The organism is Streptomyces sp. IBSBF 2435 (assembly GCF_036815005.1).
Classification (GTDB): domain Bacteria; phylum Actinomycetota; class Actinomycetes; order Streptomycetales; family Streptomycetaceae; genus Actinacidiphila.
Genome location: NZ_JAJSYW010000225.1, coordinates 1 through 13,839, shown reverse-complemented (window position 1 = coordinate 13,839; position 13,839 = coordinate 1). Strand labels below are relative to the sequence as shown.

At 72.8% G+C, this 13,839-nt stretch carries 13 protein-coding genes; 7 read left to right on the top strand and 6 right to left on the bottom strand.

Going from position 1 to position 13,839, the window contains the following annotated elements; all coding sequences use genetic code 11:
* Positions 1–206 precede the first annotated feature (206 nt).
* Positions 207–569, top strand: coding sequence for a hypothetical protein (locus V7E46_RS29830; protein WP_333771338.1), 363 nt, complete (start codon positions 207–209; stop codon positions 567–569).
* 115 nt (positions 570–684) lie between these two features.
* Here the strand turns inward: V7E46_RS29830 and V7E46_RS29825 are convergent, their stop codons facing one another.
* The 6 genes from V7E46_RS29825 to V7E46_RS29800 form a co-directional block, all read right to left on the bottom strand.
* Entirely contained in the window at positions 685–2,190 is a 1,506-nt protein-coding gene (locus tag V7E46_RS29825; RefSeq protein WP_333771337.1) for a cryptochrome/photolyase family protein, read from the bottom strand.
* A gap of 147 nt (positions 2,191–2,337) precedes the next feature.
* Complete coding sequence (locus tag V7E46_RS29820; RefSeq protein WP_333771336.1) at positions 2,338–3,459, bottom strand: response regulator; 1,122 nt, start codon at positions 3,457–3,459, stop codon at positions 2,338–2,340.
* Positions 3,460–3,547: 88 nt separating this feature from the next.
* Positions 3,548–3,718 (bottom strand): hypothetical protein, encoded by a 171-nt coding sequence (locus V7E46_RS29815; protein ID WP_329176465.1) that lies wholly within the window; start codon positions 3,716–3,718, stop codon positions 3,548–3,550.
* 317 nt (positions 3,719–4,035) lie between these two features.
* Positions 4,036–5,367: an RNA polymerase sigma factor gene (locus tag V7E46_RS29810; RefSeq protein WP_333771335.1), complete on the bottom strand. Its 1,332-nt coding sequence runs from the start codon at positions 5,365–5,367 to the stop codon at positions 4,036–4,038.
* A complete protein-coding gene (locus tag V7E46_RS29805; RefSeq protein WP_333771334.1) occupies positions 5,340–5,759 on the bottom strand; it encodes a YciI family protein in 420 nt (139 codons plus the stop codon). The genes V7E46_RS29810 and V7E46_RS29805 overlap by 28 nt, the downstream gene beginning before the upstream one ends.
* A 407-nt stretch (positions 5,760–6,166) precedes the next feature.
* Complete coding sequence (locus V7E46_RS29800) at positions 6,167–7,990, bottom strand: ABC transporter ATP-binding protein (protein WP_333771333.1); 1,824 nt, start codon at positions 7,988–7,990, stop codon at positions 6,167–6,169.
* 708 nt (positions 7,991–8,698) lie between these two features.
* On the opposite strand from V7E46_RS29800, the gene V7E46_RS29795 reads away from it, so the two are divergent.
* The 6 genes from V7E46_RS29795 to V7E46_RS29770 all read left to right on the top strand — a co-directional run.
* Complete coding sequence (locus tag V7E46_RS29795; RefSeq protein ID WP_443054392.1) at positions 8,699–9,475, top strand: ABC transporter permease; 777 nt, start codon at positions 8,699–8,701, stop codon at positions 9,473–9,475.
* A gap of 195 nt (positions 9,476–9,670) precedes the next feature.
* Positions 9,671–10,735: a taurine ABC transporter substrate-binding protein gene (locus V7E46_RS29790; RefSeq protein WP_443054391.1), complete on the top strand. Its 1,065-nt coding sequence runs from the start codon at positions 9,671–9,673 to the stop codon at positions 10,733–10,735.
* Entirely contained in the window at positions 10,722–11,543 is an 822-nt protein-coding gene (locus V7E46_RS29785) for an ABC transporter ATP-binding protein (RefSeq protein ID WP_333771331.1), read from the top strand. The genes V7E46_RS29790 and V7E46_RS29785 overlap by 14 nt, the downstream gene beginning before the upstream one ends.
* 142 nt (positions 11,544–11,685) lie before the next feature.
* The gene (locus tag V7E46_RS29780; RefSeq protein WP_333771339.1) at positions 11,686–12,585 is read left to right on the top strand and encodes a TauD/TfdA dioxygenase family protein; all 900 of its coding nucleotides are present in this window, start codon (positions 11,686–11,688) and stop codon (positions 12,583–12,585) included.
* Positions 12,586–12,869: 284 nt separating this feature from the next.
* Complete coding sequence (locus V7E46_RS29775; protein WP_333771330.1) at positions 12,870–13,619, top strand: D-Ala-D-Ala carboxypeptidase family metallohydrolase; 750 nt, start codon at positions 12,870–12,872, stop codon at positions 13,617–13,619.
* Between the two features lie 13 nt (positions 13,620–13,632).
* On the top strand, positions 13,633–13,839 hold a 207-nt coding region (locus V7E46_RS29770; protein WP_333771329.1), incomplete at its 3' end, for a hypothetical protein.

Sequence of the window (13,839 nt, the reverse complement as noted above, 5' to 3'; positions counted from 1 at the left end):
CTCCCCCGCCGTCCCCCGGTGCCCTGCCGCCTCACCGAACTCAGTGACTTTCAGGCTCAGTTACGTAATTTTCTTCCGCTTGCCCAGCTTATTGCGCACCTGTGTCGCCGAACCTACGATCGGTGCGCTGCGGCAGCCCCGCGCCCGCACCACGGATGCTGCTTCCGGCTCGTCTCTCCCCCCGCCTCCTGAAGGGACCACGACCTGTGAGAAGGCTCCGCCTGACCGCCGCCGCGTGTACCGCGGCCGTGGCCGCCCTGCTGATCCCCGGCGCTGCCACGGCGACCGCGAGCACCACGGACTGGCCCTCAGGCTGCCAGTACCAGACCGAGTTCGACTTCACCGGCGGCCAGTTGTCGCTCTACGACAGCAAGGTGTGCAACGGCATGAGCCAGCCCGCCTACGCGGTGATCGAGAAGGTCAGCGGTACGGGCACCATCACCGCGGTCGCGTACGGCTTCGGCACCGTCCGCTACACCTGCCAGGGCACCGCCCCGAACACCTTCCGCTTCGACGGCGACATCAACAGGCAGGTGACCCTGATCCCGGGCACCCTCCCCTGCGGCTGACCCCCGCGCACCGGTTCGCCGCCGCCCTCTCCGGCGGCCGGCGAGGACGGGCCCTGTCACGGCGGTGGCAGGGCCCGTCCGCCCGCCCGGAAACCCCCGGCCGCCCCGGGACGGCTCACGGGGCCGCGTCGCCGCGGTCGCGCACCCCGGCCAGGGTTTCGGGCAGGTCGGTGAGGCGGTCGAGGCCGCGTACCGACCGTGCCATGCGGGGGTTGTGCTCCAGCCGGGCGCGGTGGCGGTGGAGGAAGGCCCAGTAGCCCGCCGTGTAAGGGCAGGCACGGTCGCCGGTACGGTCGCCCGGCCGGTGGGCGCAGCCGCCGCACAGGTCGCTCATCCGGTCGATGTAGGCGCCGCCGGACGTGTACGGCTTGGTCGTCATCCGGCCGCCGTCGGCGTACTGGGACATGCCGATCACATTGGGCAGCATCACCCAGTCGTAGCCGTCCACGAAGCAGCGGTGGAACCAGTCGTTCACGGCAGCCGGGTCCCAGCCGTCCTGGAGCGCCCGGCTCCCCAGCACCATCAGCCGCGGGATGTGGTGGGTCCAGCCGGTGTCGCGGACCTCGGCCAGCACCGTGGACAGGCAGCGCGCGGTCACCGCGTCCGCGTCCAGCTCCGCGAACCAGTCGGGCAGCGGCGCCCGGTGCCCGAGTTCGTTGCTGCCGCGGTAGTCCTCGCCGAAGTACCAGTAGACGTGCCGGACGTACTCCCGCCACCCCGCGATCTGGCGGACGAAGCCCTCGACGCTGTTCGGCGGCGCGTCACCGGAGCCCAGCGCCTTCTCGGCCCGCTCCAGGCACTCTTGCGGGTGCAGCAGTCCGAGATTGAGCGGGGCGGACAGCCGGCTGTGGCTCATGGCGGGGTCGCCCGCCAGCATCGCGTCCTCGTACGGTCCGAACGCGGCGAGCCGGTGGCGTACGAAATGGCGCAGCGCGGACAGGGCTTCCCGCCGGGTGGCCGGGAAACCGCGCGGGCCGTCCCTGCCGACGAAGGCGACGCGGCCCTCCCGCTCCCAGCGGTCCAGGTCGTGCCGGACCTCGTCGTCCACGTCGTCCTCCGTCGGACGCCACGGTGCGGGAAGGTCCAGGGCCCGGCGGCCGGACGGCGGCGGCTCCCGGTTCTCGTGGTCGAGATTCCACCGGCCGCCGCGCGGGTCGCCGCCGTCCATCAGCAGCCCGAGCCGCCGGCGCACCCGGTGGTAGAAGTCCTCCATCCGCAGCGTGCCGTCGTGGGCGTCGGCCCAGGCGGTGAAGTCCTCGCGGGTGACCAGGTGGCCGCGTTCCGGCAGGACGTCCACCCGGTGGAGGCGGTCGACCAGCCCGGCGGCCCGCCGCGAGGTCGGTGGGAAAACGGTGAGCCGGCCCCGCGGGACCGCGCGTTGCACGCCCTCGCGATACGTCTCCGCGCGCACGTACGTCACCCGGTCGCCCAGCTCCGCCGCGCGGTGCCGCATCGCCGACAGCACCAGATGCGCCTTCGCCCGGTGGAAGCGGCGCCGGGCCAGGACCGAACGGGCCTCGATCATCACCAGCGGGGCGTCCCGGTCCGGCCCGCCGTGCCGGGGATCGATGAAGTGCGGGCCCAGCTGGTCGCCGAAAAGCCAGTGCGGTCGCGCCGCCAACGCCGTCTCCTCCGCAGGTCGGCCGGTGCGCTTCGGCCACCGGGTCCCCCGACCCTGGCACGCCGCGCCGTCCGCCCGGCGGCGCCATGCCGTGTCCGTCCGCTCGACGGCCCAGCGGCCCGCACCCGGTCAGGGCGGTCAGGGCGGTCACGGGGCGGTCCTGGCCTCCAGGTACATCTGCACGAAGGCCTCGACCTTGGCCCGGATGATCCACGGATCGAACGGCTTGACCAGGTAGTCGACGGCGCCGGCGGTGTAGCCGCGGAACATGTGCGACGGATCGTGATCCATCGCGGTGAGGAAGATGATCGGGATGTTGCGGGTACGAGCCCGGCGCTTGATGTGGACGGCCGTCTCGTAGCCGTCCATGTCCGGCATCTGCACGTCGAGGAGGATGAGCGCGAATCCCGTGCCGTCCAGGAGTGCCTTGAGCGCGGCCTGCCCCGAGTCGGCGGTGACGACCTCGTGGCCGAGACCGGCCAGAACGGCTTCCAGGGCAAGGAGGTTGGGCTGCTTGTCGTCCACCGCGAGGATCCGCGCGGAGGTCCGGCCGATGGCTGCCGCCACGCCCTCCAGCGCGGCGACGGGCTCGCCGTCGACCGGGGCGAGCGCGGGCAGCGGCCCTTCGGCGATGGCGAGTTGCCGCTCCAGGACATCGCATCGGGACTCGGCGATCATCACCCGCAGCCGGGTCTCCCCCAGCTCGGCCTCCAGCGACCTGACCTGCGCTTCGAGGCGTTGGCGTTCGGCTCGCAGGTCGTCCGCGTCCTCCGGTTCGACGGCCGGGACGCGCGGGTGGGTCCGTTCGGCCGTCCACTGCGCCTCCAGCAGGTTCAGCCGCACTTCGAGGTCGGCGATGCGGTGCTGGCGGTCCAGCAGCGCGTCGCCCAGCAAATCCTCCTGGACGGTGGCGCGGCGCGCCTCGCGGTCGGCGTCGGCCAGTTGCCGCTGCAGCACCTCTATCCCGTGCGCCGGTGACACGAGGGCCTGGACGGCGCAGCGGTGCAACTCGCGTACGTGGTCCAGGGTCAGCGGTGTCGCGGTGGCGCCGTGATCGGTGGCGAGGTCGGCGAAGAGGTCGACGACGAACTCCCACGGCGGTACGCGAACCCCGCTGAGGTAGCGCGAGACCGTGCCCGCGTCGCGGTAACGGCGGGCGGCGTAGCGGCGGATCGACACGTCGAGCCCGGCGAAGAGCGTGCGCAGCGCCTGGGCGAACCGTCGGCAGTCACCGTTCAAGTCGGCTGCCAGCGGCCGTAACTCTCCCATCGGGCCCTGTCCTCCTGTCGCTGCGGCCGTCCCGGTCCCTTCCCGGGCCGGCCTGTGCCGTGTGGTCAAGCATGCGGGCCGGTGTCCTTCACCCGGGCCCGGCTCTGCCGATGAGGCGGTCGAAGAACGGGACGGCCACGCCGAAGGCGCCGGCTCCGTACAGCACGCACTGGGCCGGCGACGTCCCGCCGGCGGCGGACAGCAGCCCGGCACCGATCCCGGTCAGCAACGCCAGGGTGAGGACGAGCGCCGCCCTCATGGACAACAGCGGAGTACGCACTGGGGACCTCTCTCCGCAGCGGTGGTCGCCGCGCGTGGCTGCCGCGGCGGATCAGCCCGGCGCCACCCAGACTGCCCGCCCGGGGGGGGGGGGGGGGGGGGGGGGGGGGGGGGGGGGGGGGGGGGGGGGGNCCCCCCCCCCCCCCCCCCCCCCCCCCCCCCCCCCCCCCCCCCCCCCCCCCCCCCCCCCCCCCCCCCCCCCCCCCCCCCCGCGGCAGCAGACGGGCAACATCGTTCTCCGCGGCAGCGGTTGCCCCGCTGACGGTCGGCGCCCCGACGGTTTCGCCGGGAGGGCCGTCACTCCAGCGCGGCGGCCTTGCGCAGCAGCACGGACCGCTCGCGGGCGTTGCGGCACAGCCGTGCGGCCAGTTCCAGCTCGGCCCGGGCCTCGGCGGTCCGGCCGAGCCGGACCAGCAGTTCGCCGCGCACGCTCGGGAGCAGGTACGACCCCGACAGGCGCCCTGAGACGGCCAGTTCGTCCACCACGGACAGCGCCTGCCCCGGTCCGCCCGCCATCGCGACGGCCACGGCCCGGTTGAGCTCGACCACGGGTGAGGGGGCCACGCGGCCGAGCGCCTCGTAGAGGAGCACGACACGCTCCCAGTCGGTCTCCCGCACCGAGGGCGCCGCCGCGTGGCAGGCGGCGATCGCGGCCTGCAGACCGTACGGGCCCAGGCCCCGCCCGGTGGCCGTGGCCCGGCCGAGCCCGGCCAGCCCGCGACGGATCGCCGACCGGTCCCACAGGCGCCGGTCCTGGTCCTCCAGGAGCACCGCCTCCCCGTCGGCCCCGGTACGTGCCGGAAAGCGCGCGGCGGTCAGCTCGAACAGCGCGAGCTGCCCGAACACCTCCGGCTCGGCGGGCAGCAGGGCGGCCAGCATCCGGGCCAGCCGAACCGCCTCGTACGCGAGATCGGGGCGCAGCAGGCGGTCGCCGGTCGTCGCCGTCGAGCCCTCCGTGAAGATCACGTACAGAACGCTCAGGACAGCGCCCAGCCGCTCGCGCCGCTCCTCGGACGGCGGCAGCTCGAACGGTACGCGGGCCGCCGCGATCGTCTTCTTCGCCCGGGTGATCCGGGCCTGGACGGTCAGGGTGGGCACGAGGAACGCCCGGGCGATCTCCTCGCTGGACAGCCCGCCCACCACGCGCAGCGTGAGTGCCACCCGGGCCTCGGGCGAGAGCACCGGGTGGCAGGCGGTGAACATCAGCGCGAGGACGTCGTCGTCGATCCGGTCGGGATCCCACGGCAGGTCGTCGGGCCGGCCGGGCGCGGCCTGCACACCCGCGCTGAACTCGCCCTCGGCCAGCCGGCCCGCGAGCATGGCGTACCGCTCGTCGAGCGCCGACTTGCGGCGGAAGGCGTCGATGGCCCGCCGCCGTGCGGTCGCCAGCAGCCAGCCCACCGGGCTGGCCGGCGTACCGTCGCGCGACCAGCTGACGAGCGCCTCCGCCAGCGCCTCCTGCGCGACGTCCTCGGCGAGCGCGAAGTCGCCGGTGTAGCGGGCCAGCGCGCCGACGATCCGTGCGGACTCGATCCGCCAGACGGCCGTGGCGGCCCGCCGCGCCGCCTCGGCGCTCGGCGGGCCGCCGACGGACTCGGACATCAGAGCTGGCCGGTCCGCTCGCGCCACGCCCGCTCCTTGATGATCCACTCGTTGTCCTGCGGAAACTCGTCGATGCCCGGCACGCGGCGGACCTCGACCTTCGAACCGGCCATCGCCGGGAGCCGCTTGGCCCACTCGACGGCTTCCTCCTTCGAGGCGACGTCGATCACGTAGAAGCCGCCGAACAGCTCCTTCGTCTCGCCGTACGGACCGTCGGTGACCACCGGGGTCTCCGCGCTGAAGTCGACCACCACCCCCTGCGACGGGTCGTCCAGCCCCTCGGCGGCCACGAGCACGCCCGCCCGGATCAACTCCTCGTTGAAGCGGCCCACCATTTCGAGCATCTCCTCGAAGGGCGTCTCCATCATCTTCGCCATGGTCTCGTCCGTGCCGCGCATGACCAGCATGTACTTCGCCATCTTCCGCCTTCTCCTCGATCGGGGGCCGTGTCCCGGCCCTCTCTATCCCAGGTCGAACGGCGCCGCCGCGGATCGACACGACCGACGAACATGGTCCGCTTTTTTTCTCACGCCCCGCGCTTCCGCCCCGCGCCGGGGCGGTACGTCCCCGACCGCGGCCCGCACCTGCGGGACTTCGGGGCCGGCCGCGAGGGCGGTCGGGGGAGCCGGGGAGCCGGCGGCCTTCCGGGTCGGCGACGAACGGTGGAGCGTCCATCCGCGCAGGCCGGAGTGCGGGTTCGGCTCCTGCACCCGCCGCCACGCTGAGGCCGATCCACATCGCGCATCGCTGACGCACCGCACCCCGCGGTCAACCGGCGCGGGTCGGTCTCCGGGTGACCGGACCGGTGATGTGACCGGATGGCGGGTCACGGCTGCTTGGCGGGGGATTCGGCTCCCGGGGCCGTGTCGAGGAAGCCTCCCGACTGGTGCTGCCACAGTTTCGCGTAGGCGCCGTCGGACGCGCGGAGCTCGTGGTGGGTGCCCTGCTCGACGATACGGCCGCGGTCGAGGACGACGAGGCGGTCCATCGTGGCGACCGTGCTCAGGCGGTGTGCGACCACGAGCGCGGTGCGGCCCTCCATCAGGCGCCACAGTGCCTCCTGGACGAGGATCTCGCTCTCGGAGTCCAGGGCGCTGGTCGCCTCGTCCAGCAGCAGGATCGGCGCGTCGCGCAGCACGGCCCGGGCGAGTGCGACCCGCTGGCGCTGGCCGCCGGACAGTTTGACGCCGCGTTCGCCCACCATGGTGTCGAAGCCCTCGGGCAGCGCCTCGGCGAACTCCGTGACGTGCGCGACCTCGGCCGCGCGGCGGATCTCGGCGGGGGTGGCGTCCGGCCGTGCGAACGCGATGTTCTCCCGCAGGGTGCGGTGGAACATCGCCGGGTCCTGCGGCACATAGGCGATCAGGCTGCGCAGGTCGGCCTGGCGGAGCCTGCTGATGTCCTGGCCGCCGATCAGGATCCGGCCGGCGTCGACGTCCGTCATCCGCAGCAGCAACCGGGTCAGCGTGGTCTTGCCGCCGCCGGACCGGCCGACGAAGCCGATCTTCGCCCCGCTGGGCACGGCCAGTTCGAGGTCCTCGAAGAGCGGCTCCGAGCCGTTGTGGGCGAAGGTCACCTGCTCGAAGCGGACGTCGGCGCTCCCCGGCAGCAGCGGCTCCGGCGTCGCCGGGTCGAGCACGGTCGGCTGCGTCAGCAGGAGTTCGGTGAACTGCGCGGCCTCCGTCATCGAGCTCTCCAGCCGCCGGTAGATCTGGTTGAACTCGAACATCACCCGCGTCGCGTTCGTGTAGTACGTGAAGGCGACCACGACCTCCTCCACGCCGTGCCCGCCACCGCCGAGGGCGACCGCGAGCAGCAGGCCCAGCGCGTTGGTCAGCACCGACAGCGGCGCGACCAGCGTGTCGATGCGCAGATTGCCGTAGTCCCACGACCGGAGCGTGAGCCGCCGCGACTCGGCGACCCTGGACCGGTGTTCGGCGGCCTCGCCCTTTTCCGCGGCGAACGCCCGGACCGTGTCGATGTTCATCAGGCTGTCGGCGACGTGGCCCGACACCCGGGCGATCGCCTCCTCGCGCCGGCCGACGAGTGCCTGGCGGCGGCGGATGAGGGGCGTCACGCCCAGCGCCGTCAGCGCGATCATCGACAGGAGTGTGACCACGAGCAGCGGTTCGTACTGCCACAGGACCACCGACCCGAACGCCAGCGGTACGAAGCTGCCCACGACCGAGAACGTCAGCGTGTCGATGAACTCCTCGAAGCGGGAGGCGAAGCTCAGCACCCGCTTGGTCAGCGACCCGGCGAAGTTGTCATGGAAGAAGGCGGCGTCCTTCGCGAACAGTTCGTCCATGCCGATCACGTACAGGTGCTCGATGCCGCGGGCGTCGACGCGGTTGAGGCAGTGCAGGCCGACGCGCCACAGCGTTTCGGAGAGCAGCAGGACGCCCGCGAAGCCGAGGACGTAGGGCAGTGCCGCGCCGACGCCGGTGCCGGAGTCGTCGGCGATCCGGCCGACGAGCTTCGCGACGACCAGCGGAGCGACGTAGTTGATGCCGATGTTGCCCACCGCCGGCAGCAGCATCGCCGGCCCGGTCAGCCGCCGCAGCCGGGTCAGCTCCCGGCCGTAGTAGCGCAGTGCGAGGAACACCGAGCCCCTGCCCGGCGAACTCCCGCGCGCTTCAGGTGATCCCATGCCGTCCTCACCCTGGGTGGTCCGCGGCGGCCCCGACACGTGCGTGCGCGCAGGGGAAATCGTCGCCTCGCCCCGCACATGGGGGTGGCGGCACCCCTCGCGGGTGGGCCGGAGACCGCAGTGTCCCGTGACGGCGCCCGCCGAGTCCAAGCGTTTTCGCCCCGTCGCCACGGCGGCGCCCCATGCGCGGCCGGATCACCGACACCGCGCCCGGCCTCGCGCCTCGGCGGGGGCCGGGGTCGCTCGAACTGCCCGATCCGCAGCGGACGTTGGTCCGTATCCCGTCGTGTCAGAAAGTGGACGGGCTCTTGGTGCGGGGCCGGGACTGCGGTAGAAATAGGGCCCATGATTCACGACACCTTGGTACGACGCCTGGTCATCGACCTGTGCCGACGTCCCGTTTCGTGTTGTCGCTGATCACGCGTCCCTGACGCCGCCCGCCGTCCGGTGGTAGCACCCGGCGAGGCCCTTCTCCTGCACCCGTTCGCGGGTTCGCCCCGTCATGGGGTGCCTTCTGTGCCTTTTCCCCCTCTGCTCTCGCCCGGGTATGCCACCGCCGTCGCTTGACGTCGGCGGTTCGCGGCCCGGCGCCGCCATGGAGGCAGCCCGTTGTCCACCACATCACGCCTGCCGGAAGCCGATCCCCCCGCACGGGCCGCCGGACCGCCGGTCCGGCCCCTACCCCGCGCGCGGGGTGTCCTGGCGCGGGTGCGCCGGCTCGGGCTGCCGCTCGGCTCGCTCCTGCTCTTCCTCGTCCTGTGGCAGCTGGTGGCGGCGAGCGGGAAGTGGAGCGAGACCCTGGTGCCGCCGCCGGCCAAGGTGTGGGACGCGTTCGTCCAGGTGTCCACGACGCATGACGGCGTACGGGGCTACAACGGCAAGTACCTCATCGAGCACCTGGCCATCAGCCTGCGGCGGATCGCGATCGGCGGCGGCATCGGCATCGCCGCCGGGGTCGTCTTCGGGCTGCTCATGGGCACGGTCGGCTGGGTGCGCTCGCTGTTCGAACCCTGGATCACCTTCCTGCGGACGCTGCCGCCGCTGGCGTACTTCTCGCTGCTGATCATCTGGCTGGGCATCAACGAGGAGCCCAAGGTCACGCTGCTGGCCATAGCCGCCTTCCCGCCGGTGGCGGTGTCCACGACCGCGGCCGTCGCAGCCGCCCCGCGGGCGCTCATCGAGGCGGCCCACGCCCTCGGCGGGTCGCGGTGGGACGTCATGCGGGACGTCATCGCCCCTTCGGCGCTGCCGGAGACGCTCACCGGCATCCGGCTGGCCGTGGGGGTGACCTACTCCTCCCTCGTCGCCGCCGAGCTGGTCAACGGGCTGCCCGGCATCGGCGGCATGGTCAAGGACGCCGCCAACTACAACAACACCCCGGTGGTGCTGGTCGGCATCATCACCATCGGGATCTCCGGTCTCGTCATCGACGGCCTGCTGCTGTGGCTGGAGCGCACCGTCGTGCCCTGGCGCGGCCGCTCCTGAGCCGCCGCAGCCCGACGGACCGCGGACCGTAGGCGCCCGGCCGCCGACCGCACGCCCTCAGGTACCCGCAGCCCGTACGCCCCTGGTCTTTCGACACCCCGGCCGCCCGGGCTACCGCAGCCCGTACGCCACCTGGTTCTCCCCGCCCGGCACCGCTCCCTCTCCGCACAGAAACGGCTCCCCATGTCCCCTTGGATGCCCCGCCCCACCGTCGGCTCCGCCGTGCAAGGACCGACCCGCCGCCTGTTCCTCGTCGGCGCGCTGGCCGCGGCCTCCGCCGCCCTCACCGGCTGCTCCTCCGACAGTGACGGCAAGTCCGGCGGCTCCAAGCGGCTGCGTATCGGCTACTTCGCCTTCCCCAGCGGCGACCTGCTCGTGAAGAACCACAAGCTGCTGGAGAAGGCGCTGCCGGACTACAAGATCAGCTGGATCAAGTTCGACTCCGGCGCCACCGTGAACCAGGCCTTCCTGGGCAAGTCCCTCGACATCGGCGCCCTCGGCTCCAGCCCGTTCGCCCGCGGGGTGTCGGGAAGCTCGCCGATCCCGTACAAGGCCGCCTTCATCCTCGACGTGGCCGGTGAGAACGAGGCGCTGGTGGCCCGCAAGAGCACGGGCGTCTCCGATGTGGCCGGGCTCAAGGGCAAGACCATTGCCACGCCTTTCGCCTCCACCTCGCACTACAGCCTGCTGGCGGCACTGGAGGCGGCGGGCCTCAAGGCGTCCGACGTCAAGCTCGTCGACCTCCAGCCGCAGGCGATCCTCGCCGCCTGGCAGCGGGGGGACATCGACGCCGCCTACGTCTGGCTGCCGACGCTGGACGAACTGCGGAAGACCGGCACCCAGCTCGTCAGCAGCAAGGAGATCGGCGCCGCAGGCAAGCCGACCCTGGACCTGGCCGTGGTGTCCGACGCGCTGATAGCCGACGACCCGCACGCGATCGACGTGTGGCGCAAGGCGCAGGCCCAGGCGCTGCGGCTGCTCAAGTCCGACCCGGAAGGCGCGGTCAAGGCCGTCGCGGCCGAGCTGAACATCAGCGCCGACGACGCCAGGAAGCAGCTGGCGCAGGGCGTGTTCCTCACTCCCGAGGAGGTCACCTCCGCCGACTGGCTCGGCACGGAGGGCCACCCGGGCAAGCTCGTGCCGTATCTCACCGGCACCGGCCAATTCCTCGCCGACCAGAAGCAGATCGATGCCGCGCCGTCCCAGGACGTCGTCAGCAAGGCGCTGTATCTCAAGGGGCTGCCCGATGTCCTCAAGTGAGATCACCGGCCGGGCGGCTCCCGCGCCGGTCGACACCACGCGCGCCGGGACCATCCGGCTCGACCACGTCACCCACCAGTACGGCCGGGGGAGCGAGACGGTCACGGCGGTGGGTCCGGTCGATCTGACCGTGCCCGCAGGCGAGTTCCTGGTGCTCGTGGGCGCCTCGGGCTGCGGCAAGAGCACCCTGCTGCGGCTGATCGCCGGCTTCGAGCAGCCCACCCGCGGCTCGGTGCGGGTGTCCGGCACCGCTCCGCTGCCCGGCAAGGCGGCCGGTGTCGTCTTCCAGCAGCCGCGCCTTTTCCCCTGGCGGACGGTGCAGGGCAACATCGACCTGGCACTGCGCTACGCGGGGGTCGGCCGGGGCCAGTGGCCGCAGCGGCGGGCGGACCTGCTGGCGCGGGTCGGTCTCGAAGGCACCGAGAAGCGGCGTATCTGGGAGATCTCCGGCGGCCAGCAGCAGCGGGTGGCCATCGCCCGCGCCCTGGCCGCCGATCACCCGCTCTTCCTGCTCGACGAGCCCTTCGCGGCGCTGGACGCGCTGACCCGTGAACGGCTCCAGGAGGACGTACGCCAGGTGACCGCCCAGACCGGGCGGACCACGGTTTTCGTCACCCACTCGGCGGACGAGGCGGTCTTCCTCGGGTCGCGCATCGTGGTGCTGACCAAGGGCCCGGGGACCGTCGCCCTGGACCTGCCGATCACCCTGCCGCGCGGCGAGGCCGACGCCGACGGGCTGCGCAGTTCCGAGGACTTCGCCGAACTGCGCGCGCGGGTCGCCCACGCCGTCAAGGCCGCCGCTGCCTGACACCCACGAAAGTCCCACGGCACCCCCGACAGAGGAGGAGACACAGGTGAGCATCATCAGCCCGCAGTCCGCCGGAACCGTTCCCGTCGCTGACACCGACGCCGACGCTCTCGCCGGCACCGGAGGCCCGGCGTCGTCGGGTCTGCCGATCACCAGGCTCGGTCCGCGCTTCGGCGCCGAGATACACGGCATCGACCTGGGCAGCCTCGACGACGGGCAGGTCGTCGCGATCAGGCGGGCTCTGGTGGAGCACAAGGTGCTCTTCGTGCCCGGCCAGGGCCGCCTGGACGACGCCGCGCAGATCGAGTTCGGGCGGCGCCTCGGCGATGTCACCACCGGGCACCCGATCCACGATTCCGGTGACGTGGCCCCCGAGGTCTACGCCGTGGACAGCCAGGACAACGGGTTCGCCGACGTCTGGCACACGGACGTGACCTTCGTCCAGCGTCCGCCGGCCATCTCCATCCTCCGGGCCGTGTCGCTGCCGCCGGGCGGCGGGGACACGTCGTGGGCCGACAGCCAGCTCGCCTACGAGTCCCTGTCGCCGGGGCTGCGTGCGTGGGTCGACACCCTCACCGCGGCGCACGACGGCAGCCGCGAGTTCGGCTACTACCTGGCGCAGCGCCGCAAGGGCCGCGGCAATGTGTGGGAGGGCGAGGTCTTCACCGAGCTCAAGCCGGTCGAGCACCCCGTGGTGCGGGTGCACCCGGAGAGCGGGCGCAAGGGCCTGTTCGTCAACCCCGGATTCACCTCGCACATCGTCGGTGTGTCGGAGTACGAGAGCCGGGGCGTGCTGGACATCCTGTACGCCCACCTCACCAAGCCCGAGCACACCGTGCGGCACCGGTGGCAGCCCGGCGACGTCGCCCTGTGGGACAACCGCAGCACGGCCCACTACGCCAACCGGGATTACGGCGACCAGCACCGCGTCATGCACCGCATCACCCTGCGCGGCGACGTCCCGGTCGGCCCGGTGACCGCGCTCCGGCCCGCGGAGGAGATCCACCGGGGGGCCGTCGCCGTACCGGGCGCGCCGGGCTGAGGTCCGCGGCCCGCCGGGTGGCCGGCGCCGGGCGTCCGACAGGGCGTTCCGGCGCCGGCCGCCGCGTTCGGGCGCCTCGGACGGTACGGGGCGCGGCCTTGGGCGGTACGGGGGGACCCGCCTCGGCGTACGGAGCCGCCATCTCGGGAGATACGGGGCCACACCGGCCGCACGGGCGAGGCTTGGTGCCTCCAGCCCCTTGAGCACCTCCAGCACCGACGCCATGCTGGGGGCGCCACATCCGCGGCCGATACGGACCCGACCGGTACTCCGAAAGGACAACGATGGCTTCGTTCCCCTCCCCCTTCGACCGTCGCACCCTGCTGCGCGGCACGCTCGCCGCAGGCGCCGGCGCCGCGCTGGGACCGGTCCTGCTGTCCGGCTCGGCGTACGCGTACACCTGGTCGCGCACCCTCTCGCAGGGGATGACCGGCGCCGACGTCACCGAACTGCAGATCAGGGTCGCCGGCTGGGCCACCGGCAGCCCCGGCCACACGCGGGTCGCCCTCGACGGGGACTTCGGCCCCGGTACGGCCACCGCGGTGCGCCTCTTCCAGTCCGCCTACGGCCTGTCGTCCGACGGCGTCGTCGGTCCCGCCACGCAGACGCAGCTCAACGCCTTGCAGCAGTCGGACGGTTCGACCGCGCACTTCGACTTCAGCGAATTCACCGACCGCGTCAGCGGCACCTTCGACGGCGGCAAGGTCAGCGCCGCCGCGGCGAAGGAGAACGCCCGCCGCGCGATGTACAAGCTCGAAGCACTCCGCAAGAAGCTGGGCAACGTCCCGATCACCGTCAACTCCGGGTTCCGCAGCATCGCCCACAACGCCTCGGTGGGCGGAGCGAGCGACAGCATGCACCTCTACGGCACCGCCGCCGACCTCGACGTCCCGGGCGTGGCCAACAAGACCGTCTACCAGAAGGCCGAAACCTGCGGCTTCTCCGGCCTGGAGACCTACGCCGAGGACCACCAGCACGTCGACAGCCGCGCCGACCTGGGCCGCGCCTGGTGGTGGGAGAACGGCACGGTCTGACGGCGGACCAGTCGTGACCCGCGGAGACCTCGCCGACTCCGTGCTCCGCGCGCCGGCGAGGTTCAGCGACGACCCGGGCGCCGCGCACCTTTCCGTCCGGCGGGTCGCCGCGGACGCCGGCGCCGCGCTGCGAGCTGTCGGGCGGGTCGAAGAGCCGGTGTCCCTCGGCTCAGGTCCGCTGAGCTGGTGGTGCGGGTCGTGGGGCGATGAGGTGGGGGCG

Bases quoted from the DNA above. Each gene is read 5' to 3' on its own strand.
- V7E46_RS29820 (WP_333771336.1), bottom strand. From the start codon at position 3,459: ATGGGAGAGTTACGGCCGCTGGCAGCCGACTTGAACGGTGACTGCCGA.
- V7E46_RS29815 (WP_329176465.1), bottom strand. From the start codon at position 3,718: ATGAGGGCGGCGCTCGTCCTCACCCTGGCGTTGCTGACCGGGATCGGT.
- V7E46_RS29805 (WP_333771334.1), bottom strand. From the start codon at position 5,759: ATGGCGAAGTACATGCTGGTCATGCGCGGCACGGACGAGACCATGGCG.
- V7E46_RS29800 (WP_333771333.1), bottom strand. From the start codon at position 7,990: ATGGGATCACCTGAAGCGCGCGGGAGTTCGCCGGGCAGGGGCTCGGTG.
- V7E46_RS29790 (WP_443054391.1), top strand. From the start codon at position 9,671: ATGCCCCGCCCCACCGTCGGCTCCGCCGTGCAAGGACCGACCCGCCGC.
- V7E46_RS29785 (WP_333771331.1), top strand. From the start codon at position 10,722: ATGTCCTCAAGTGAGATCACCGGCCGGGCGGCTCCCGCGCCGGTCGAC.
- V7E46_RS29775 (WP_333771330.1), top strand. From the start codon at position 12,870: ATGGCTTCGTTCCCCTCCCCCTTCGACCGTCGCACCCTGCTGCGCGGC.